Raw genomic sequence first — 19,743 nt, 5'->3', positions numbered from 1 at the left:
GGGAACCGCCGGCCCGAGGCCCTAGCCGGGGACGACCTCGACCTTGGTCCAGCCGGGCTCGCGGCGGTCGAACGCCTCGTAGGCCTCGATGGCCGAGCCGATGCCCTCGTGCTCGGTGATGAACGCCGTGGGGTCGAACTGGCCGGACGCGACCAGGTCGATCAGCGGCGGGGTCACCGAGTGGTGGTCGCAGTTGCCCATGCGGATGGTGAGGTTCTTCAGCATCGCCTCACCGAAGGGGAACGACGTCACGGTCGGCGAGTAGACGCCGATGACTCCGATGCGGCCGTACTTCGCCACGACCTCGACGGCCCAGCGCAGGGCCTGGGTCGGCGCGTTGCCGGGCACCCACTGGTCGCCCTGCGGGTTCGCGTCGGGGGCGACCTGCTCGACCTCGGCGGCGAACTCGGCGGCCGTGTCGGGGTCGGGGGCGGCGGGACCGTGGCTCGCGTGCTGGGCGTCCACGCCGACCGCGTCGATGACGGCGTCCACACCGGCGCCACCGGTGAGGCGCTTGATGGTCTCGACCGGGTCCTCCTCGTCGAAGTTCACGATCTCGGCGTTCTGGGCGAGCGCCTGCGCCAGGCGGGTCTCCTCGCGGTCGACCACGATCACGCGGCTCGCGCCCTGCTTGAAGGCCGAGGCGATCGCGAACTGGCCCACCACTCCGGCACCGAAGACGGCGACCACGTCGCCGCGGGTGACCCCGGCGAGTTCGGCGCCGAACCAGCCGGTGGGGAAGATGTCGCTCAACAGGATGGCCTGCTCGTCGCTGACCGTGTCGGGGAGGCGGTGCATGGTGTTCTGCGCGAACGGGACGCGCACCTGCTCGGCCTGCAGGCCGTTCACCGGGCCGGTCGAGGCCGGGCCGCCGAAGAAGCAGGTGCCGGCGTCGGGGCCGTTGGGGTTCGCCACGTCGCATTGAGCGGTCTGGCCCTGGCGGCAGTAGCGGCAGGTGCCACACGACACCGTCGAGTTGATCACGACCCGGTCGCCGGCACTGAAGCCGCGCACGTCGTCGCCGACCGCGGTGACGACGCCCACCGCCTCGTGGCCGAGGATCGTGCCCTCGGCCATGGGCGCCATCGTGCCGCGCACGAAGTGCAGGTCGGTGCCGCAGATCGCACTCCGGGTGATGCGGACGACTGCATCGGTCGGGTCGACGATCGTGGGGTCGGCGACCTCGTCGAGTCGGATGTCGCCGATGCCGTGCCAGACGACTGCCTTCATGGGATGGTCCTTCCGTTGAGCCCTGGGCACCGGAGCTGCCCGGTACCCGTGCGACGGTAGGCGGCACGGCGTCCGAGCGACGTGTGCCCTCACACAGAGAACGGGGGACGCCGCCTCGCCCTGGTTCCCGCCGACCCGAGTGTGGCCGGGCGGCGGGCCTCAGACGGCGGGCTGCCCGGCGGCGTACCAGGCGGCGAGACGACTCAGGCCCTCGTCGACGCTCACGACCGGTGTCCACCGCAGGTCGCGCTGGGTGCGTCGCTGGTCGAACCAGTGCGCCGTGGACAGCTGCTCGGCGAGGAACCTCGTCATGGGTGGTTCGTCGGTGCCCGGCCGCACGGCCCAGACGCGCTCGACCAACGACCCCGCGGCGCGGGCGATCCCGGCCGGCACCCGCAGGCGAGGCGCGGGCACCCCGGCGGCCGCGCAGATCCCGGCCATCAGGTCGGCGACGGTGCGGGGCTCGCCGTTGCTGATCACGTACGACTCGCCGCTGACCTCGTCGACGCGTGCGAGCGCGGCGGCGATGCCGGACGCCGCGTTGTCCACGTAGGTGGAGTCGATCAGGGCGGCGCCGTGGTCGAGCAGCGGCAGGCGGCCGGAGCGCGCACGGTCGACGATCCGCTCGACGAGCTGCGTGTCGCCCGGTCCCCAGACGAGGTGGGGGCGGACGGCCACCACGCGCAGGTCGGCGTCGGCGGCCCCGAGGGCGACCCGCTCGGCCGCGGCCTTGGTGCGGGCGTAGTCGCCTCGAGCGTGTCCGGGCGAGGCGGGCAGGGCGTCGTCGCCGACGATGGACGACCCGGCGTGCGCCACGGACGGCGACGAGACGAAGACCAGCCGGGGCACCGAGGAGGCGCGCATCGCCTCGACCAGGGAGCGCGTGCCCCCGACGTTGACGGCCTCGAACTCGGCCGGTTCACCGGTGAGCGACACCTTGGCGGCGAGGTGGACGACGGCGTCCTGGTCGCGGACGGCGGCGGCCACGGCCCGGGGGTTCGTCATCGATCCGAGCACGTCGCGGGCGCCGGGCACGCCGGAGGGTCGCCGTTGGAAGGTCGTGACCTCGTGTCCGGCGTCGGTGACGGCGCGCGCGACGGCACCGCCGAGCAGGCCGCTCGCGCCGGTGACCAGCACCCTCACGGGCGACGCATCCGGCCGCCGGACAGCACGGACGTCGCCCACGCGGCCAGGCCCGTGCGGTCGATCTTGCTGTTGTGCCGCACGTCGGTCGGCAGCTGCGGCACGACGAGCACCGCGGCCACCGGTCGACCCGACGCCGACCGGACGGCCGAGCGGACCGAGGCCGCCAGGGCCGCGGACGCCAGCCCCGGGCGACGAGCCGGGGGGACGGTCTCGGCCACGACGACGACCTGCTGGGTGCCGGCCGGACCGACGCCGACGACGGCGGCGCGCGCGATGGCGGCCCGCGCCTCCACGGCCTGTTCGGACGCGACCGGCGTCAGCACGCCCGTCGACGTCGTCATCACGTGGGGCAGGCGGCCCTCGACCCAGAGTCGGCCCTGGGCGTCGAGGTGCCCGACGTCGCCGGTGCGGTGCCAGCGGGTCTCGGCGGTCGAGCCCAGGCGGCTGAGGCGGTGCGTCAGCCAGAGGCGGTCGTAGTGGTCCTCGACGTGGGGCGCCGAGACGATGATCTCGCCCGTGACGCCGGGGGCGTCGGTGAACGCCGAGGAGGCGCGACCCCCGTCGTCGAGCGGAGCGATCCGCACCGTCGTGGTCGCGCCGGGCAGCCCGACGCAGACCCCGCCGGCGTCGGGCGCACCCGCGGCGACGGCTGCCTCGCGGTCGGCGGCCGCGGAGCGCACGCCCTCGAGCGTGACGTCGGTCATCAGCAGGCCCTCGGTCATGCCGTAGGGCGTGTGGGGCGTCGCGTTCGGCATGAGGTCGCCGGCCGCCGCCAGCAGCGCCTCGGAGACGGGCGCACCCGCCGACAGGAAGGTCTCGACGCCGGCCAGCGCGCGGTGGTCCGCGTCGTCGAGGTCGTCCGACGTCGCGACGACGTTGGCGAGCGCGGCGGGGGAGAGGAACACCACGGTGGCGTCCACCGCCGCCGTGGCGGCCGCGACGGCCCGGGCGGTGAGGGTGCGCGGCTTCGTGACGTCCATGTCGGGGGTGACGCTCGTCGCCCCGAGCGCGGGGCCCAGCAGGGCGAACGGGGCGAAGCCGGCCACCAGGCCCGTGCCCGGACCGACGTCGTACTGCTCGGCCAGGGCGTCGCGCAGGGCCGTCAGCTGGCCGTGCCGGTAGACGACGCCCTTCGCGGGGCCGGTCGAGCCCGAGGTGAACAGGATGGCGGCCTCGGCGTCGGATGTGGGGGCGTCGGGCAGCTCGGCGAGGGCACCGTGGGCACGACGGCCGAGGGCGGCGATCTCGGGCAGCGACGCCTCGACGCCGAGTGCCCGGGCGGCGACCGGCGACAACGTCGTCGTGGAGATCTTGCGGCCCGGCCAACCGAGGGCGGTGGCCGCCGTGAGTCCCGGGAGCTGGCCGATCACGTGGTCGGGCCACGCGCCGCGGACGGCGCGGGTCAGGCCGCGCACGCCGAGACCGGCGTCGGCCACGACCACGACGGCACCGAGGCGGACGCAGGCGTAGAGCACCGCGGTCAGGTCGGCACCGGGCTGGACGAGCAGCGAGACGCGGTCGCCCGGGCGCACGCCGTGCTTCCGCAGGCCGAGCGCGATCTCGTGGACGCGACGGGCGAGCAGGCTCCAGCTGATCGAACGCGGGCCGTCGGCACCCGCGGGTGCCATCTCGACGAGCGCGGTGGCCGGGCTGTCGGCCAGGGAGTCCAGGTACGACCAGAGCGGGCGGTCCTGCGGGGAGGCGACCCGCGCCTCCTCGGTTCCGACCGGGGTGGCGACTCGGGCCTCGGTGGCGGCCCGGGCCGGGGCGTCGACGGCGGCCGTCCCGCCGGGCAGCCGGTCGCCCAGCCAGGTGAGCACGGCTCCGGCGTAGTCGACGTCCTCGGCGACGAGGTGGCCCGCACCCTCGAAACGGTGCACGTCGGCGTGCGGCAGGCGGTCGACCAGGTCGTCGAGGTACCGGTCCGAGAAGATCGGATCGCGCGGGCCCCAGAGCATCAGGGCCGGCACGGTGAGGCCGCGCAGGCCCTCGGCGATGCGGTCGAGCTCGGGGCTGCTGACGTGCCCGTCGTCGACCGGGATGTCGGCCACGAAGCCACCGATGCCGCCGCGGCGGTCGGCCTGGCGGTACGGGGCACGGAAGCCGGCCTTCACCTCGGGCGAGAGCGGCGGGTGGGCGAGGCCGAGGGTCACGTCGAGGAACCCGGTGGTGCCGACGGTCGCCCGGCCCAGCACGCCGCGGGCGAGGGTCAGGCGCAGGGGAGCGGGGATCTTCTCGCCCTCGGGCTGGTGGATCGCGGTGTTGAGCAGCATGAGCCCGGCCAGCCGGTCGGGGTGGTCGACCGCCCAGCCCATCGAGACGACGCCGCCCCAGTCGTGGCCGAGGGTGACGACGGGCCCGGTGACCTCGAGGGCGTCGGTGAGGTCGCCCAGGTCGGCGACGCGGCGGGCCAGCGTCTGCGGCGAGCCCGTGCGCTCGGAGAAGCCCATGTCGAGCTGGTCGACCGCGACGACGCGCCACGCGGGCCCCCCGGCGACGGCCGTCTCGACCGTGCGGGCGACGAGGCGGCGCCAGAGGTACGACCAGGTCGGGTTGCCGTGCACGCAGAGGATGGTGCCGACCGGTTCGGCGCCGACCTCGGCCAGCGCCTCGGCGTTGTCGAGGACGTGCCAGGTGCGGGAGGCGCGGTGTGCGCCGAGCCCGTACGGCACGTCGACGAGACGCGACCACGACGGGTCGAGCCCGTCGAGACCCGCGGGGGGACGTGACGCCGGCGCCGTGGCGGAGGCGGACCGCGGGAGCCGACTCACCAGGCGAGCTCCATCATCGCGGTGTTGATGCCCGAGCCGACGCCCATCAACAGGACGCGGTCGCCCTTGCTGAGGGTCTTGCTCTCCTCGACCAGCGTGATCGGGATCGACGCCGGGCCCACGTTGCCGAGGGTCGGGTAGGTGAGCGGGACGAGCTTCTTGTCGATGCCGGCGGCCTTGACGAAGGCACCCGTGTGCACGTCGCTGACCTGATGCATGATGTAGCGGTCCATGCGCTGCCAGTTCCAGTCGCGCTTGGCCTCTTTCCAGGCCGAGACGACGAGTTCCATGCCGCGCTTGAGCAGGGCCTTGGCGTCGGTGAACATGCCGTCGACGCTGCCGACGCAGAGGTCGTAGTTCTCGGTGGCGGCGCGGGTGACGCCGCCGACGATGCGGTGGCCCTCGGGGTGGAGGTCGGCGCGGCCGATGACGGCGGCGGCGGCCCCGGAGCCCAGGGTGAGGCTGGCGAACTCGCTCATGAAGTCGTCGCGGCCGTAGCCCTTGGTGAGGAGGCGGTCGATCGTGTTGACCTGGACGTCGTCGGCGTCCTCGCCGTCGATGATGACGGCGTAGTCGATCTGACCCGCGTCGATCAGCTGGGCGGCGAGGGTCATGCCGTTGACGAAGCCGAGGCAGGCGTTGGCGATGTCGAAGTTCGTGGCCGACGAGGGCAGGCCGAGGCCGTGGTGCAGGCGCACGGCGACCGAGGGCTCGAGGTGGGGGCGCGTGACCGACGTGTTGATCAGCAGGCCGACCTGGTCGGGGCGGATGCCGGCCTCGGCCAGCGCACGCTTGCCGGCGTCGATCGCCGCCGCGTCGAAGCTCTGCTCGGTGCTCCAGTTGCGGCGCTCGTACACGCCGGCGACGCGCTGCAACAGGCCCGTGGGCAGCTTGAGGCGCTTGAGTACGGGGCCGAGCTTCTCGTCGATGCTCTCGGAGGTGGTGACCCGGTCGGCCATGGTGCTGGTGACCGACAGCAACGCGACGTTGCTGTGCCGGGTCGTAGCGTTTCCGTTCAACGGAACTCCCTGTCGAGTTGTGGCGGGGTGGGGCTGCACGCGCGCGCGGGGTCGCGAGCGGAGCCGAACGTCGTGGGCACCGGTTCGGTGCGTCAGTCAGTTTACGGCGGCGCACGCTGGGTGGTTGCCAGGTTGACGGGGCACGTCCATGCCCTGAACGGCATGTGACCGGGGGTTCCGGCGTCAGGCCCCGGGGTCGCGGGGCAGTCGGACGATGCGGCGGCGGTCGTCGCGCGTCCACCAGACGAGGTCGGCCACCGCCCAGGTGACGGCACCCAGGCCGGCGGCGACGACGACGACGGTGACGACGGTGACGTGGCCGCCGCCGACCGTCAGGGCGGCGACGATGCTCGCGATCACGACGAGCGCGCAGAACGACGTGATGAGGGGCAGGGCGAGGCCGCCCCGTTTGGTGAGCAGCCAGTTCGGCACGTCGGGATCGACGTGGACGTCGCGTCGTCGCACGGTGCCTCCTCGGCGGATCGGGGTCCCGGCGATCGTAGCCCGCACACCTTGTACCCTCGGGTGCATGAGCGACCTGCGGCGACCCTGGTTCACCCTGACGAAGACGGGTGCCGTGGTGCCCGCCGTGTTCGAGGTGCTGATCGGCCTGTTCGGCCTCGTCGTGCAGGTGCTCAACATCGCCTCGGGGGTGCCGATCCAGGCGATCACCGTCATCATCCTGATCGTCGCCGTGCTGCTCGTCGCGCAGGGCGTGGCCGACCTCATCTGGTGGAGCAAGGACGGCCGCCGGGCGAGGGCGCGCCAGGCCTGACCGCTCGGCCGGGGCCACCCGGCCCCTCGGGTCAGACGGACGCCTCCGGCCGGGGCCTCCGCAGCCGGTGCGTCGCGAGCAGCACGACGACCACCACGCCCACGCCGATGGCGGTGTCGGCCGTCCGGGCCGCCACGAGGGCGCCCACGTCGACGGGTGCGCCGCCGAGTGCCCGCATGCCGAGCGCCATGGGTGTGATGGTGACCAGCGCGAGCCCGTAGTTGCGGACGATCAGCAGCTCGGTCGCGAACTGGAGCACGCCGAAGGCGACGATCAGGGCCGCGACCCCGGGGTGCCACGCCAGCAGCAGAGCGGCGAGGCCCACCCCGACGAGGGTGCCGAGGAGGCGGTGGCCGGCCCGCACGAGCTGGCCCGCCGTCGCGGTCCCCACGACGGGTACCACGGCCGACACCATGGCCCAGTACGGGCTCTGCACGCCGAGACCGAGGCTGATCAGCCCGGCCGCGATCGAGGCGACCAGGCAGACGGCGGCGTGCACGACCGTCCGCCGGCCGTCCAGGGGACGGGGCCCGCGCCTCCATCGGCGTCCGTCGACGGTCGCGAGCGCGCGACGACCGGCGGGCAGCAGCACGCCCGCGAGCGACGCGAGCAGGGCGAGTGCGAGGCTCGCCGGGGCGACCACGGCCGCGACGGCGACGGTCGACCCGGTCGCGGGCACGAACGCGGTGACGCCCAGGCCGAAGACGAAGAAGAGCGGCCCGGGCGGGCTCCAGCGGCGCAGGTCGGAGAGGGCCGAGGTGATGCCGGCCACGATGCCGATCGTGACGACGAGCAGCCAGACCGGGGCCGCCGAGGCGGCCAGCGCGGTGCCCAGCACCACGCAGGCGACGAGGACGAGCCCGGCCTCGAGCTGCATCTCGAGCCGCTGGAAGCGGGGCAGCCCCCGGCCGAAAGCCGAGGCGAAGGCCCCGAACACCGCGTAGGGCGTCCACTCCACGTGGCCGATCAGGGCCAGCACGACCATCGGTGCCAGGACGGACGCGGCGACGCGGGCGGCCGGACGGTGGGCGCCGTCGTGTGGGCCGAAGCGGACCAGGTCGCGTGGGTGCGGCAGCAGGCGGTGGGTGGGGGTCGTGGTCGTGATGTGGCGGTCCTCTGGTCGGCGCGGCGTGGGCGCTCGTCGTCGAACTGCTTCACGGGTGAATGATCTGCGCATCACTTTACTCGTGAAGCATCGCTAGGCTCAAGGGCATGACCGATCCCGGGCTCCGAGATGTGGTGGACGACGTCCACGACCGGTGGCGCGAACTCCGGCCCGACCTCGACGTCTCGGCGATCCCGGTCGTCGGCCGGGTGAACCGGCTCGCCCGCATCGTGCAGCGTCGCAGCGACGACCTGCTGGCCCAGTTCGGCCTGGGGCGCGCGGACTTCGACCTGCTCGCCGCCCTGACGCGCCGCGGCGGACCGATGAGTCCGACGCAGTTGGCGGACGAGACCCTGCTCTCACCGCCGGCCGTGACGAAGCGCGTCAAGGGGCTGCTCGGGGCGGGCCTCGTCGATCGCTCCGCGAACCCCGCCGACCACCGTGGCTACTTCGTCGCGCCGACCGCGGCCGGGCGCCGTCTGATCGACCGCGTGCTCGAGGTCCAGCTCGCGGACGAGCGGGCCGTGCTCGCCGCCCTGCCCGAGGAGGCGCGCCCAGCCGTCGCGGACGGCCTGCGTCACCTGCTCGTCGCCCTCGAGGGGTGAGCCGTGAGCGTCTGGTCGGAACGGCGGGAGAAGAGAGCCGGCCACGGGACTCGAACCCGTAACCTTCCGATTACAAGTCGGATGCGCTACCAATTGCGCCAGGCCGGCAAGGCTCGCCCATCTTACCCAGCCCGCGCCTCCTCACCCGGCGTGGTGCATGCGGTCGGTGCAGGATTGGCTTTCCGAGGCCGAGAAGTGGTGAAGTAGACGCAGCGCACCGCGCCCGCCGGACGCACCGACCTGAGGAGCCCCCTTGTCCACGATCTTGACCGCGCTCGGTTCGCTCGCCATGCTCTTCGTCAGCTTCGCCCTGTTCGCCTACTCGTTCGGCTCGGGCGAGCCCAACGCCTTCGTCTTCTTCGGGGGCATCGTCCTGATGACCGGGTCGTTCTGGCTGCCCATCACGGTGATCGGCAACAGCCACAAGACCTGGTGACCGATGCGGCACCCGGGACCGGGTGCCGCCGAGGGCGGTCGACCCGCTACGGAGTGCTGACGAACTGCTCGGGGTCGAGCAGTTTGCGAGGCTTGGCGTCGTCACCGTCGCGTCCGCCCACGTAGAGCCAGCCCAGCAACTGCTCGCCCTCACGCAGGCCGTGTGCGGTCGCCACCTCGGGAGCCCGGGTCAGGACGCCCGTGCGCCAGAACACGCCCCAGCCCTCGTCGTCGAGCACGAGGGACAGCAGGTGCGCGACGCCCGAGGCGACCGATTCCTGCTCCCAGTAGGGCACCTTGCGGCTGTCGCGGGGCGAGACGACCACCGCGACGATCAGCGGCGCCCGCAGCGCCTTCTGTGTGAGCTTGTCGCGGGCGTGGCCCTCGGCCCCACCCGCGTCGGCCAGCGACCGGCCCACGACGAGCCGGTCGTCACCGCGGAACTCGATCAGGCGCCAGGGCCTCAGCTCGGAGTGGTCCGCCACCGTCGCCGCCGACCGCACCGCGTCGAGCAACTGCTCGTGCGTCGGCGCGACGTCGGTGACCTTCGACCGGGACCGACGACGCCGGGCGGCGTCGGCGACGGCGCTCACTACTCGGCGGCCTTGAAGTCGAGCGAGATGCTGTTCATGCAGTAACGGTCGCCGGTCGGCGTGCCGAAACCGTCGGGGAACACGTGGCCGAGGTGCGAACCGCAGTTCGCGCACCGGACCTCGGTGCGGGTCATGCCGAGCGAGTTGTCCTCGATCAGCTGGACCGCGTCCGGGTTCACCGACTCGTAGAAGCTGGGCCAGCCGCAGCCGCTGTCGAACTTGGTGCCGCTCTTGAACAGTTCGGCGCTGCACGCCGCACAGGCGTAGACGCCGGCACGGCTCTCGTCGAGCAGCTCACCCGTCCACGGGCGCTCGGTGGCGGCCTCCCGCAGGACGGAGTACTGCTCGGCGTCGAGCTCTTCGCGCCACTGCTCGTCGGTCTTCTCGATCTTGTACGCCACGATGATCTCCTTGCTTGTCGGGACTCCTCATTCAACACGGTCGGCCGGTGCACGATTCCCGGGCCCCCACCGGGCTGTCAGACTCCTGCTCGTGAGCACCTCCGACCGCTTCCTGGCCGCGGCCCTCGCCTTCGACCGCGAGGGGTCGCCGTCGCAGGCAGAACTCGCGCGGGGCGTCGCGGGTGATCCGGCGGCGCTCGCCGTCGTCGATCGAGCCGAGGAGGCGCGGCGCCAGCCCGTCCTCGTCCTCGCGGTCTGCCGGTGGCTGGGTGCGCCGCACGGCGCCTGGTCGGTGCTGCGGCCCTGGCTGCTCGCCCGCTCCGACGACGTCGTGGCCGAACTCGGCCGACGGCTCACCCAGACCAACGACGTGCGCCGCTGCGCGCCGCTGTCGATCGCGCTGGCTCGCGTGCCGGGCCCGATCGCCCTGATCGAGGTCGGCGCCTCGGCCGGGCTCTGCCTCGGTGTCGACCGCTACGGCTACCGCTCGGGTGACCGGAGCTGGGGCGATCCGTCGAGCACGGTGCAGCTCGGGATCGACGTCGTCGTCGAGGGCGCGGCCCGGTCCGAGGCGGAGCTGCCGACGGCCCCGCTTCCCGAGATCGTCTGGCGGGCGGGGATCGACCTCGACCCGGTCGACGTCCGCGACCCCGACCAGGTCGCCTGGCTCGCGACGCTGCTGCCCCCCGAGCGCGCCGATCGGCGGGACCTGCTGGGGCGGGCCGTCGCGCTCGCCCGCACCGCGCCTCCTCGTCTCGTGGCGGCGGACGCCGTCGACGGTCTCGCCCCGCTCGCGGCCGAGGCCCCGACGGGCGTCACGCTCGTCGTCGTCTCGACGGGCACGCTCGTCTACCTGCCGGGTCGCCGGCGTCAGGCCTTCGTCGACCAGGTCGGCCGGCTGGGCGCGCGGTGGATCTCGTACGAACGACGAGACCTGCTGAGCGACGTGGTCGCCGAGGTGCCGACGGGGGTGTCTCCCGACGACGCGTTCGCGGCCCTCGCCCTCGACGGCCGGGTGCTGGGCGTGGGGGACGCCCACGGCTCGCGGCTGCACCTCAGGGCCTGACCACGGGTCGGCAGCTCGCGGCGCCGGGCGGCTCCCCGAGCGCGTGGACGGGTTGTCGGACCACGCCCCCGGCCTCCGCGATCGGTCGGGGTGCCGCCCATAGGATGACCCGGAACCCAGGGGAGGGCCTCGACGATGGACGAGAAGGCGACAGGTGACGACGTGCGCTCGAGCGCGTTGTCCGAGCTCGACCGTGCCGTCCTGGACTTCGAGCAGCACGCCCCGGCCGCCGCCGGTGCCCGGGAGGCCGCCGTCCGTCGCGAGTTCGGCCTCGGGATCGTCCGCTACCAGCAACTGCTCAACTCGCTCATAGACCGACCCGCTGCACTGGCCTACGCACCCATGCTCGTCGGCCGCCTGCAGCGCCTGCGAGTCGCCCGCCGCGACGCCCGATCGACCCGTTCGTTCGGTCCGACCCGCTGACCCACGAGAGACCACGCATGCCGAAATTCGACCGAGACCGGTTCGACGACGTCCCCGCCGACCTCGACCGCGTCGGAGCCCACCGGGCCGAGAAGCGCCCCGGCAGCGGCTGGATCGCCTTCGCCTGGGCCGCGTTGGCCGTCGGCGTGCTGGTCGGTGCCGGCGTGGTCTACCTCGGGGTCGCGAACAACAGCTTCCAGTTCGTCAACCCCTCGTCGTCGAGCACCGCCGAGGCCCAGGCGCCCGAGACGGAGACGGTGACCCCGACGGCCTCGCCGACGGTGGCCCCGCTGACGGACCCCTCGCAGGTCGACCCCTCGGTCACCACCATCACCGTCCTGAACGGCACGGCCACCGCCGGGCTCGCCGGTTCGGCCTCCGAGCGGCTCGAGACCGCCGGGTGGGTCGTCGGCACCCAGGGCAACGCCAGCGAGCGCGTCGCGACGTCGACCGTCTACTACTCGGCGACCGACGACGAGGCCGCGGCGCTCGGGCTCGCCCAGCAGCTCGGCATCACCGACGTCGAGGCGAGCGACGCCTTCCCGGGTGCCGCCGTCACCATCGTCCTCGGGGCCGACTACAGCGCCTGAGGACGCCGCTCCCGCGGCATCGATCCGAGGAGGCGCGGGTCCCGTCGGGCCCTCACCGCACCTCCCGTGTTACGCCCACGTTTAATAACCGGTGAAATCCTCGTTTTCTGCGGGTGTTTCTCGGTCGGGGCGCGCTTTTCCGCTTTTCCCGTGGTTACCATCTGGAATTGGTCGCCCCTCACGGCTCGCCGACCTGGTGTTCTGCACGAGTGACGCTGTCCCGTCCGGGTTCGCAGGTCGCTGCGTCGACGACCCGGCCCTGCAGCACCGCACGCGCCGTACCACCACAGCAAAAGGGGAGCGACACCATGGCAAACGGGACCGTGAAATGGTTCAACGCGGAGAAGGGCTACGGCTTCATCACCGTCGAGGGTGATGGCCAGGACGTCTTCGTGCACTACTCGGCCATCGACATGAGCGGGTACAAGGTGCTCGAAGAGGGCCAGGCCGTCGTGTTCGAGGTCGGCGCGGGCGACAAGGGGCCGCAGGCGGAGTCCGTCCGGCTCGCCTGAGGCCCGCCGGAGCGCCTCGCCGCGCCCACTCCCACGCCGCACGCCGTCACGGTCCACCGTGGCGGCGTGCTCGTGCGTCCGGGCCCCGTCACGTCACTTGCACTCTCATCGGGCGAGTGCCAGAATCGTTGCTGGCACTCGCGACACGTGAGTGCCAATGCTTCTGCTTCATGACGTCCGGGAGGGACGAAAAACACACATGGCTAAGATCATTGCTTTTGACGAAGAGGCCCGTCGTGGCCTCGAGCGTGGCCTGAACATCCTGGCCGACGCGGTGAAGGTCACGCTCGGCCCGCGTGGTCGCAACGTCGTGCTCGAGAAGAAGTGGGGCGCCCCCACCATCACGAACGACGGCGTCTCCATCGCCAAGGAGATCGAGCTCGATGACCCCTTCGAGAAGATCGGTGCCGAGCTCGTCAAAGAGGTCGCGAAGAAGACCGACGACGTCGCCGGTGACGGCACGACCACCGCGACGGTACTGGCCCAGGCCCTCGTCCGCGAAGGTCTGCGCAACGTCGCGGCCGGTGCCGACCCCATCTCGCTGAAGCGCGGCATCGAGAAGGCCGCCCAGGCCGTCTCCGACCAGCTGCTCGCCGACGCGAAGGACATCGAGACCAAAGAGCAGATCGCTGCCACGGCCTCGATCTCGGCCGCCGACCCCACCATCGGTGCGCTCATCGCCGAGGCGATCGACAAGGTCGGCAAAGAGGGCGTCGTCACCGTCGAGGAGAGCAACACCTTCGGCACCGAGCTCGAGCTCACCGAGGGCATGCGCTTTGACAAGGGCTACCTGTCGCAGTACTTCGTCACCGACCCCGAGCGTCAGGAGGCCGTCTTCGAAGACGCCTACGTGCTCATCGTCAACTCGAAGATCTCGAACATCAAGGACCTGCTGCCGATCGTCGACAAGGTGATCCAGTCGGGCAAGCAGCTGCTGATCATCGCCGAGGACGTCGACGGTGAGGCCCTGGCCACGCTCGTCGTGAACAAGATCCGTGGCATCTTCAAGTCGGTCGCCGTCAAGGCCCCCGGCTTCGGTGACCGTCGCAAGGCTCAGCTCCAGGACATCGCCATCCTCACCGGTGGTCAGGTCATCGCCGAAGAGGTCGGTCTCAAGCTCGAGAACGCGACGCTCGACCTGCTCGGCCGTGCCCGCAAGGTCATCATCACCAAGGACGAGACGACCATCGTCGAGGGTGCCGGCGACGACGAGCAGATCGCCGGCCGCGTCCGTCAGATCCGCAGCGAGATCGAGGCGACCGACAGCGACTACGACCGTGAGAAGCTCCAGGAGCGCCTCGCGAAGCTCGCCGGCGGCGTCGCCGTCATCAAGGCGGGTGCCGCGACCGAGGTCGAGCTGAAAGAGCGCAAGCACCGCATCGAGGACGCCGTGCGCAACGCGAAGGCCGCCGTCGAAGAGGGCATCGTCGCCGGTGGTGGCGTCGCCCTCATCCAGGCCGGCAAGACCGCTCTGGCCAACCTGCAGCTCGAGGGCGACGAGGCGACGGGTGCGAACATCGTCCGCGTCGCGATCGACGCTCCCCTGAAGCAGATCGCCTTCAACGCCGGCATGGAGCCCGGCGTCGTGGCCGACAAGGTCCGCGGGCTCGACATCGGTTGGGGCCTCAACGCCGCGACCGGCGAGTACGTCGACATGCTGGCCGCCGGCATCATCGACCCCGCCAAGGTCACGCGCTCGGCTCTGCAGAACGCCGCGTCGATCGCCGGTCTGTTCCTCACGACCGAGGCCGTCGTCGCCGACAAGCCCGAGAAGAACCCGGCCCCGGCCGGCGACCCCTCGGGTGGCATGGACTTCTAGTCCGCAGCCGCGCGGCTCACGCCGCGCACACGCTCAAGGGCGGTTCCCCTCCGGGGGAGCCGCCCTTCGGCGTCGCCGGGGGAGGGGCGCGCCTCGTGCTCGGTGGTTCGGCCGCTTCCGCTTCCGGGGAACACGCCAGGACGTGGTCACGACGCCACGAGAAAACGTGGTGCAGTGCCCACGTCGTGGCGTCGTGTCCAGGGCACGGGGTGCCGGCCGTGCCGGTCGGGCTAGGCGGTCACGCCGGCGGGCTCGGCCGCGATGACGGCGTCGGCGGGCATCAGCGGCAGGGCGACACGGAAGGTGGCTCCACCGCCGGGGGTGTCGTCGACGTCCACCGAGCCGCCGTGGGCCGCGACGATGCCCGAGACGATGGCCAGGCCGAGGCCGCTGCCACCGGTGTCGCGCGTGCGGGACGAGTCGGCACGCCAGAACCGCTGGAAGATCTTCTCGCGGATCTGCGGCGGGATGCCCTCGCCGTGGTCGACGATGGCGACGGTGGCCACACCGCGTCCGGGGTCGGACTGCACCACGAGTTCGATCGGGCTGTCCGGCTCGGTGAACCGCATGGCGTTGCCCATCAGGTTGGTGATCACCTGACGGATCTTGTTCTCTTCGCCGTGCACGATGGCCGGGGCCTCGAACCTCTGCACCTCGTCCTGCAGCTGGGCGGCCGTCGCCGTGTCGCCGTTGCGGACGGCCCGAGCCCTCAGGCTGCGGAGGCGCGCGAGGGTCGCGCCCGCGAACGAGATCGGGCTCGTCGCGCCGACGGCTGCGCCCGTGAGCGCCGTGCCCGTCGCGGGGGTGTTCGCGGCGGGCGAGGCCGTCTCGGGGGACCGTCCGTCGGTCGGGGTCTCGTCGCCGTCGGCGGGGGTGGGCGACGGCGCGAGGACGGGCTCGAGCACGATCACGTCGATGTCGCGATCGGGGTTCGACGCCATGGTGTCGAGGGCCGAGTCGCGGGCGAGCTGGACGAGGTCGACGGGGCCGAGCTCGAGCGGCTTGGACTCGTCGAGACGGGCGAGGGCGAGCAGGTCCTGCACCAGGACGCCCATGCGGATGGCCTCCTTCTCGATCCTGTCCATGGCCTGGGCCACGTCCTCGGGTTTCGTCAGGGCACCCATGCGGTAGAGCTCGGCGTAGCCGCGGAGGGAGACGAGCGGCGTCCGGAGCTCGTGACTGGCGTCGCCGACGAAGCGGCGCATCTGGTCGATCGTCTTGGCCCGGTCGTCGAAGGCGCTGTCGATCCGGTTGAGCATCGTGTTGAGGGATCGGTTCAGACGCCCGACCTCGGTGTTCGGCGTCGTCGAGTCGAGCCGCTGGGTGAAGTCGCCGTCGGCGAAGCGGGCCGCCGTGGCCTCGACGTCACGCAGCGGCGCGAAGGTCGACGTGACGAGCAGGCGGGTGAGGGCGGCGCCGAGCACGACGACCGAGAGGCCGAAGCCGAGGAAGATGCCGCCGAAGCGCCCGATCGTCGCATTGGTGCCCGCCAGGTTCGTGCCGGCCACGATGACGGCGGGCACGGTCGTCACGCTGCCCTGGGCGTCGGTCGAGCGCAGGGCGGCCGCGTGGGCGAAGAGGCGCCACTCGTTGTCGCGGCTCGAGTTGTACCGGTTGAAGGCCTCGTCGAGGGGAGCGCCGGCGACGCCGACGCCCGTGAGGTCGGGGGCGTCGGTGGCACTCGACAGCTGCGAACGGGTGTCGCAGATGAGGTCGCCCTCGTCGTCTAGGATCGCGACGTAGCTGCTGGTCAGGCCCGCGAAGTTCACGGTGCACGAGCGGGAGTCCGCCTGGTCGAACGAGGCGCTGGTGAAGTTGGTCGCCGAGTTCCGCAGGGACGTGTCGACCTGACCCATGAGGTAGGTGCTCAGGACGGTCATCGTTCCCAGGCCGGCGACGACGAGGCCGAGGGTGACCAGGGTCACCGTGATGCCGGTGATCTTGGTGCGGATGGAGATCTCGTTCCACCACTGCGAGAGGCGAGCGTGCATGAGGACAGACGCTAGCGGAACCGGCTGGGCGCACCCCGCCCGTCGGAGCACGCACGATGACGCCCGACCGCTCGGGGCGGTCGGGCGTCGTCGTGTTCACGCACCAGGGCTGGTGGTCAGGCCTTCGTGGCCTTGAGCATGTAGCCGAAGCCCCGCTTGGTCTGGATGATGGGCTCCGTCGAGAACTGGTCGAGCTTGCGACGCAGGTACGAGATGTAGCTCTCGACGATGCCGGCGTCGCCGTTGAAGTCGTACTCCCACACGTGGTCGAGGATCTGGGCCTTCGACAGCACGCGGTTCGGGTTGAGCATGAGGTAACGGAGCAGCTTGAACTCGGTGGGGCTGAGCTCGATGGCCGTCTCGCCGATGGTGACCTCGTGGGTGTCCTGGTCCATCGTCAGCTCACCGGCACGGATGATGGCGTCTTCGTCCTCGTTCATCGTGCGACGCAGGATCGCCTTGATGCGCGCGACGATCTCGTCGAGGCTGAAGGGCTTGGTGACGTAGTCGTCGCCGCCGACCGTGAGGCCCGTGATCTTGTCCTCGGTGTCGTCCTTCGCCGTGAGGAAGAGGATCGGCGAGGTGTAGCCCGACGAGCGGAGGCGCTTGGTGACGCCGAACCCGTTCATGTCGGGCAACATCACGTCGAGGATGATCAGGTCGGGTTCTTCTTCGAGGACCGCCGAGATCGCCTGCGCGCCGTTGCCGACCGCACGGACGGCGAAGCCTGCGAAACGCAGGCTGGTGGTCAACAGGTCGCGGATGTTCGGTTCGTCGTCGACGATCAGGATCTTGGGGCCGTCACTCATGCGCCCAAGTATCTGCGCGCCTCCTCGGTGTTTCCTGTGAGCCGGAGGCACGTCACCCGCACGCTGCCGGAGCGGCAGCCCTCAGGTGGCCGAGACAGCGGGACGCATGGACGTGGACGTGGACGTGGACGTGGACGCAGACGCGGACGCGGACGCGGACGCTCAGGCGTCGGGGGCGGACCACTCGACGTTGGGCACCAGGGCGACGCGCGTCGTCAACTCGAGCAGCTCGTCGGGCACGGCCAGCGTGAAGTCGACGCCTTCACGCCGCTCGAGCACCGCGGTGTAGCCCGAGGCCCGGGTGATCTGCCACCCCGGGAACTCCTCGACCGACGCGGCGACGACCTGGGCCTCGGAGGCGTCGTCGGTGGCGCCGATCGCGGTGAGGCCGGCGAACAGGTGGTCCTTGACCGGCGACCCGGCGAGCAGGTCGCTGCGTTCGATCACCTCGGGGTCGGGGCTCCAGGTCACGATGCTGAGGGTCGCGCCCGCGTGGAGGCCGCCCTGCACCTCGTAGGTGCGGGCGACCGACACGACGACGGACGGGTCCCACTCGGCGAACCGGGCGACCTGGCCGCGGAACTCCATGGCGTCGTGGTCGAGGGAGGCCACGAGCGGACCGAACGTCGCGAACGGGGCCTGGTCGGCCGCGAACACCCTTCGCAGGCTGTCGCGCCAGAGCTCGTCGTCGCCCAGGGGGAGGTCGGCGTCCGTGGCGTCGCTCACGCGGCGACCACCGGCGAGTCGAGGATCGTGTAGCTGTAGCCCTGTTCGGCCAGGAACCGCTGACGGTTCTGGGCGAAGTCCTGGTCGACCGTGTCGCGGCTGACGAGCGTGTAGAACGAGGCCGGCAAGCCCGACTTCTTCGGCCGCAGCAGACGACCGAGTCGCTGTGCCTCTTCTTGCCGCGACCCGTACGAGCCGCTCACCTGGATGGCCACGGTCGCCTCGGGCAGGTCGACCGAGAAGTTGGCCACCTTCGAGACGACGAGCACCTTGAGGTCGCCGTCGCGGAAGCGCTGGTAGAGGCGCTCGCGCTCGTCGATGGCCGTGCTGCCGGTCAGCGTGGGGGCGTCGAGCACCGCGGCGAGCTCGTCGAGCTGGTCGAGGTACTGGCCGATGACGAGGATCTGCTCGCCGTCGTGCCGGGCCACGAGGTGCTTGACCACGTCGAGCTTGGCCGGGGCCGTCGCGGCCAGCCGGTAGCGCTCGTCGTCGGGGGAGGCCGCGTACTCGAGCCGCGCCTCCTGGGGGAGGTCGACCCGGACCTCGTAGCACGAGGCCGGCGAGATGAAGCCCTGGGCCTCGATCTCCTTCCACGGGGCGTCGAATCGCTTGGGGCCGATCAGGCTGAAGACGTCGCTCTCGCGGCCGTCCTCACGGACCAGCGTGGCGGTGAGGCCGAGGCGCCTGCGGGCCTGCAGCTCGGCGGTCAGCTTGAAGACCGGCGCGGGCAGGAGGTGCACCTCGTCGTAGACGACCAGGCCCCAGTCGAGCGCGTCGAGCAGCGAGAGGTGCGTGTACTTGCCCCCGCGGCGGGCCGTGAGGATCTGGTAGGTGGCGATGGTGACCGGCTTGACCTCCTTCACCGAGCCGGAGTACTCGCCGATCTCGTCCTCGGTCAGGGAGGTGCGCTTGAGCAGTTCGTCCCGCCACTGTCGCGCCGAGACCGTGTTCGTGACGAGGATCAGCGTGGTGGTGCCGGCGGCTGCCATGGCCCCGGCCCCGACGAGGGTCTTGCCGGCGCCGCAGGGCAGCACGACGACGCCCGAGCCGCCCTCGAAGAAGTTGTCGATCGCCTTCTGCTGGTAGTCGCGCAGGTGCCAGTCGCTCTCGTCGAGGTCGATGGCGTGCGGGGTGCCGGGCGTGTAACCGGCGTGGTCCTCGGCGGGCCAGCCGAGCTTGACGAGCTGCTGCTTGACCTCGCCGCGCGCCCACGGCAGGAGCTCCCACAGGTCGTCGGCCCGCTTGACGCCGAGCAGCTCGCCGACCTTCTTGGCCCGGGTCACCTCGCTCAGCACGGAGCTGTCGGTGCCGCGCAGCAGCAACTGGTCGCCGTCGCGCTCGATGACGATGCGGCCGTAGCGGGCGACGGTCTCGGCGATGTCGACGCTGACGCTCTGCGGCACCGGGAACTTGCTGTACTTCTCGAGCGTGCCGAGCATGTCGTCGGCACTGTGCCCGGCCGCCCGTGCGTTCCACAGTCCGAGGCGGGTGATGCGGTAGGTGTGCACGTGCTCGGGAGCGCGCTCGAGCTCGGCGAAGACGCTCAGGTCGTGCCGCGCGTCCTCCGCCTGCTCGTGCGCGACCTCGAGCAGGACGGTGCGATCGCTCTGCACGATCAGGGGTCCGGTCATGAGGGTCGAGTCTAGGCGCGCCCGGTCTCGGCTCTCACAGCCGGGCACCGGTCGGCGCCCACCCGGCAGGACGAGGAGGCGCGGCTCGGCCGACGA

Annotated in this window: 20 protein-coding genes and 1 tRNA gene; 8 read left to right on the top strand and 13 right to left on the bottom strand. The window is 71.9% G+C overall.

Annotated elements, in window-relative coordinates; all coding sequences use genetic code 11:
- Positions 1-21 precede the first annotated feature (21 nt).
- From IFT79_RS03140 to IFT79_RS03120, 5 genes are all read right to left on the bottom strand, one after another.
- On the bottom strand, positions 22-1,230 hold the full coding sequence (locus tag IFT79_RS03140; RefSeq protein ID WP_056043133.1) for an alcohol dehydrogenase catalytic domain-containing protein: 1,209 nt from the start codon (positions 1,228-1,230) through the stop codon (positions 22-24).
- A gap of 159 nt (positions 1,231-1,389) precedes the next feature.
- A complete protein-coding gene (locus IFT79_RS03135) occupies positions 1,390-2,373 on the bottom strand; it encodes an NAD-dependent epimerase/dehydratase family protein (RefSeq protein WP_192122882.1) in 984 nt (327 codons plus the stop codon).
- Positions 2,370-5,147: an alpha/beta fold hydrolase gene (locus IFT79_RS03130; RefSeq protein ID WP_342211753.1), complete on the bottom strand. Its 2,778-nt coding sequence runs from the start codon at positions 5,145-5,147 to the stop codon at positions 2,370-2,372. The genes IFT79_RS03135 and IFT79_RS03130 overlap by 4 nt, the downstream gene beginning before the upstream one ends.
- Positions 5,144-6,166: a 3-oxoacyl-ACP synthase III gene (locus tag IFT79_RS03125; protein ID WP_056043127.1), complete on the bottom strand. Its 1,023-nt coding sequence runs from the start codon at positions 6,164-6,166 to the stop codon at positions 5,144-5,146. Before IFT79_RS03125 ends, IFT79_RS03130 begins: the two co-directional genes overlap by 4 nt.
- 183 nt (positions 6,167-6,349) lie before the next feature.
- On the bottom strand, positions 6,350-6,631 hold the full coding sequence (locus tag IFT79_RS03120; RefSeq protein ID WP_173153143.1) for a hypothetical protein: 282 nt from the start codon (positions 6,629-6,631) through the stop codon (positions 6,350-6,352).
- Positions 6,632-6,695: 64 nt separating this feature from the next.
- Here IFT79_RS03120 and IFT79_RS03115 point away from each other — a divergent pair, with 64 nt between their 5' ends.
- A complete protein-coding gene (locus IFT79_RS03115; protein ID WP_192122881.1) occupies positions 6,696-6,941 on the top strand; it encodes a hypothetical protein in 246 nt (81 codons plus the stop codon).
- A gap of 31 nt (positions 6,942-6,972) precedes the next feature.
- Here IFT79_RS03115 and IFT79_RS03110 read toward each other — a convergent pair whose 3' ends face one another.
- Complete coding sequence (locus IFT79_RS03110; RefSeq protein WP_192122880.1) at positions 6,973-8,118, bottom strand: FUSC family protein; 1,146 nt, start codon at positions 8,116-8,118, stop codon at positions 6,973-6,975.
- A 35-nt stretch (positions 8,119-8,153) separates the two neighbouring features.
- Between IFT79_RS03110 and IFT79_RS03105 the strand changes: the two genes are divergently transcribed.
- On the top strand, positions 8,154-8,651 hold the full coding sequence (locus tag IFT79_RS03105) for a MarR family winged helix-turn-helix transcriptional regulator (RefSeq protein ID WP_192122879.1): 498 nt from the start codon (positions 8,154-8,156) through the stop codon (positions 8,649-8,651).
- A 35-nt stretch (positions 8,652-8,686) separates the two neighbouring features.
- Here the strand turns inward: IFT79_RS03105 and IFT79_RS03100 are convergent.
- Positions 8,687-8,759 (bottom strand) — tRNA-Thr (locus IFT79_RS03100).
- Positions 8,760-8,904: 145 nt separating this feature from the next.
- On the opposite strand from IFT79_RS03100, the gene IFT79_RS03095 reads away from it, so the two are divergent.
- Complete coding sequence (locus IFT79_RS03095; protein WP_055974590.1) at positions 8,905-9,087, top strand: hypothetical protein; 183 nt, start codon at positions 8,905-8,907, stop codon at positions 9,085-9,087.
- A gap of 46 nt (positions 9,088-9,133) precedes the next feature.
- Here IFT79_RS03095 and IFT79_RS03090 read toward each other — a convergent pair whose 3' ends face one another.
- Both IFT79_RS03090 and msrB read right to left on the bottom strand, forming a co-directional pair.
- On the bottom strand, positions 9,134-9,679 hold the full coding sequence (locus IFT79_RS03090; RefSeq protein ID WP_192122878.1) for a nitroreductase family protein: 546 nt from the start codon (positions 9,677-9,679) through the stop codon (positions 9,134-9,136).
- Positions 9,679-10,080 (bottom strand): peptide-methionine (R)-S-oxide reductase MsrB, encoded by a 402-nt coding sequence (msrB, locus tag IFT79_RS03085; protein ID WP_043593533.1) that lies wholly within the window; start codon positions 10,078-10,080, stop codon positions 9,679-9,681. Before msrB ends, IFT79_RS03090 begins: the two co-directional genes overlap by 1 nt.
- 91 nt (positions 10,081-10,171) lie before the next feature.
- Between msrB and IFT79_RS03080 the strand changes: the two genes are divergently transcribed.
- The 5 genes from IFT79_RS03080 to groL all read left to right on the top strand — a co-directional run bounded on the left by IFT79_RS03080 (position 10,172) and on the right by groL (position 14,490).
- The gene (locus IFT79_RS03080; RefSeq protein WP_192122877.1) at positions 10,172-11,146 is read left to right on the top strand and encodes a DUF2332 family protein; all 975 of its coding nucleotides are present in this window, start codon (positions 10,172-10,174) and stop codon (positions 11,144-11,146) included.
- Positions 11,147-11,281: 135 nt separating this feature from the next.
- Complete coding sequence (locus IFT79_RS03075) at positions 11,282-11,569, top strand: DUF3263 domain-containing protein (RefSeq protein WP_056043106.1); 288 nt, start codon at positions 11,282-11,284, stop codon at positions 11,567-11,569.
- A gap of 17 nt (positions 11,570-11,586) precedes the next feature.
- Positions 11,587-12,159: a LytR C-terminal domain-containing protein gene (locus IFT79_RS03070; protein WP_192122876.1), complete on the top strand. Its 573-nt coding sequence runs from the start codon at positions 11,587-11,589 to the stop codon at positions 12,157-12,159.
- A 308-nt stretch (positions 12,160-12,467) separates the two neighbouring features.
- On the top strand, positions 12,468-12,671 hold the full coding sequence (locus IFT79_RS03065; protein WP_192122875.1) for a cold-shock protein: 204 nt from the start codon (positions 12,468-12,470) through the stop codon (positions 12,669-12,671).
- Between the two features lie 199 nt (positions 12,672-12,870).
- Positions 12,871-14,490 carry a chaperonin GroEL gene (gene groL, locus IFT79_RS03060; protein WP_043593524.1) on the top strand — a complete coding sequence of 540 codons (1,620 nt, stop codon included), beginning with the start codon at positions 12,871-12,873 and terminating at the stop codon, positions 14,488-14,490.
- Positions 14,491-14,720: 230 nt separating this feature from the next.
- Here the strand turns inward: groL and IFT79_RS03055 are convergent, their stop codons facing one another.
- The 4 genes from IFT79_RS03055 to IFT79_RS03040 all read right to left on the bottom strand — a co-directional run bounded on the left by IFT79_RS03055 (position 14,721) and on the right by IFT79_RS03040 (position 19,647).
- Positions 14,721-16,481: a sensor histidine kinase gene (locus tag IFT79_RS03055; protein ID WP_192122874.1), complete on the bottom strand. Its 1,761-nt coding sequence runs from the start codon at positions 16,479-16,481 to the stop codon at positions 14,721-14,723.
- A 116-nt stretch (positions 16,482-16,597) separates the two neighbouring features.
- Positions 16,598-17,290, bottom strand: a complete 693-nt coding sequence (locus IFT79_RS03050; protein ID WP_043593521.1) for a response regulator transcription factor — start codon at positions 17,288-17,290, stop codon at positions 16,598-16,600.
- A 162-nt stretch (positions 17,291-17,452) separates the two neighbouring features.
- Complete coding sequence (locus IFT79_RS03045) at positions 17,453-18,016, bottom strand: hypothetical protein (RefSeq protein ID WP_056043098.1); 564 nt, start codon at positions 18,014-18,016, stop codon at positions 17,453-17,455.
- Entirely contained in the window at positions 18,013-19,647 is a 1,635-nt protein-coding gene (locus IFT79_RS03040; protein ID WP_056043095.1) for a DNA repair helicase XPB, read from the bottom strand. The genes IFT79_RS03045 and IFT79_RS03040 overlap by 4 nt, the downstream gene beginning before the upstream one ends.
- Between the last annotated feature and the right edge of the window lie 96 nt (positions 19,648-19,743).

Source organism: Frigoribacterium sp. CFBP 8759, from assembly GCF_014841655.1.
Taxonomy (GTDB): Bacteria; Actinomycetota; Actinomycetes; order Actinomycetales; family Microbacteriaceae; genus Frigoribacterium.
The sequence above is the reverse complement of the archived record's forward strand: the minus strand, read 5'-3'. Positions and strand labels throughout refer to the sequence as shown.

Bases quoted from the DNA above. Each gene is read 5' to 3' on its own strand.
- IFT79_RS03140 (WP_056043133.1), bottom strand. From the start codon at position 1,230: ATGAAGGCAGTCGTCTGGCACGGCATCGGCGACATCCGACTCGACGAG.
- IFT79_RS03115 (WP_192122881.1), top strand. From the start codon at position 6,696: ATGAGCGACCTGCGGCGACCCTGGTTCACCCTGACGAAGACGGGTGCC.
- IFT79_RS03110 (WP_192122880.1), bottom strand. From the start codon at position 8,118: ATGCGCAGATCATTCACCCGTGAAGCAGTTCGACGACGAGCGCCCACG.
- IFT79_RS03105 (WP_192122879.1), top strand. From the start codon at position 8,154: ATGACCGATCCCGGGCTCCGAGATGTGGTGGACGACGTCCACGACCGG.
- IFT79_RS03075 (WP_056043106.1), top strand. From the start codon at position 11,282: ATGGACGAGAAGGCGACAGGTGACGACGTGCGCTCGAGCGCGTTGTCC.
- IFT79_RS03070 (WP_192122876.1), top strand. From the start codon at position 11,587: ATGCCGAAATTCGACCGAGACCGGTTCGACGACGTCCCCGCCGACCTC.
- IFT79_RS03065 (WP_192122875.1), top strand. From the start codon at position 12,468: ATGGCAAACGGGACCGTGAAATGGTTCAACGCGGAGAAGGGCTACGGC.
- groL (WP_043593524.1), top strand. From the start codon at position 12,871: ATGGCTAAGATCATTGCTTTTGACGAAGAGGCCCGTCGTGGCCTCGAG.
- IFT79_RS03055 (WP_192122874.1), bottom strand. From the start codon at position 16,481: ATGCACGCTCGCCTCTCGCAGTGGTGGAACGAGATCTCCATCCGCACC.
- IFT79_RS03050 (WP_043593521.1), bottom strand. From the start codon at position 17,290: ATGAGTGACGGCCCCAAGATCCTGATCGTCGACGACGAACCGAACATC.
- IFT79_RS03040 (WP_056043095.1), bottom strand. From the start codon at position 19,647: ATGACCGGACCCCTGATCGTGCAGAGCGATCGCACCGTCCTGCTCGAG.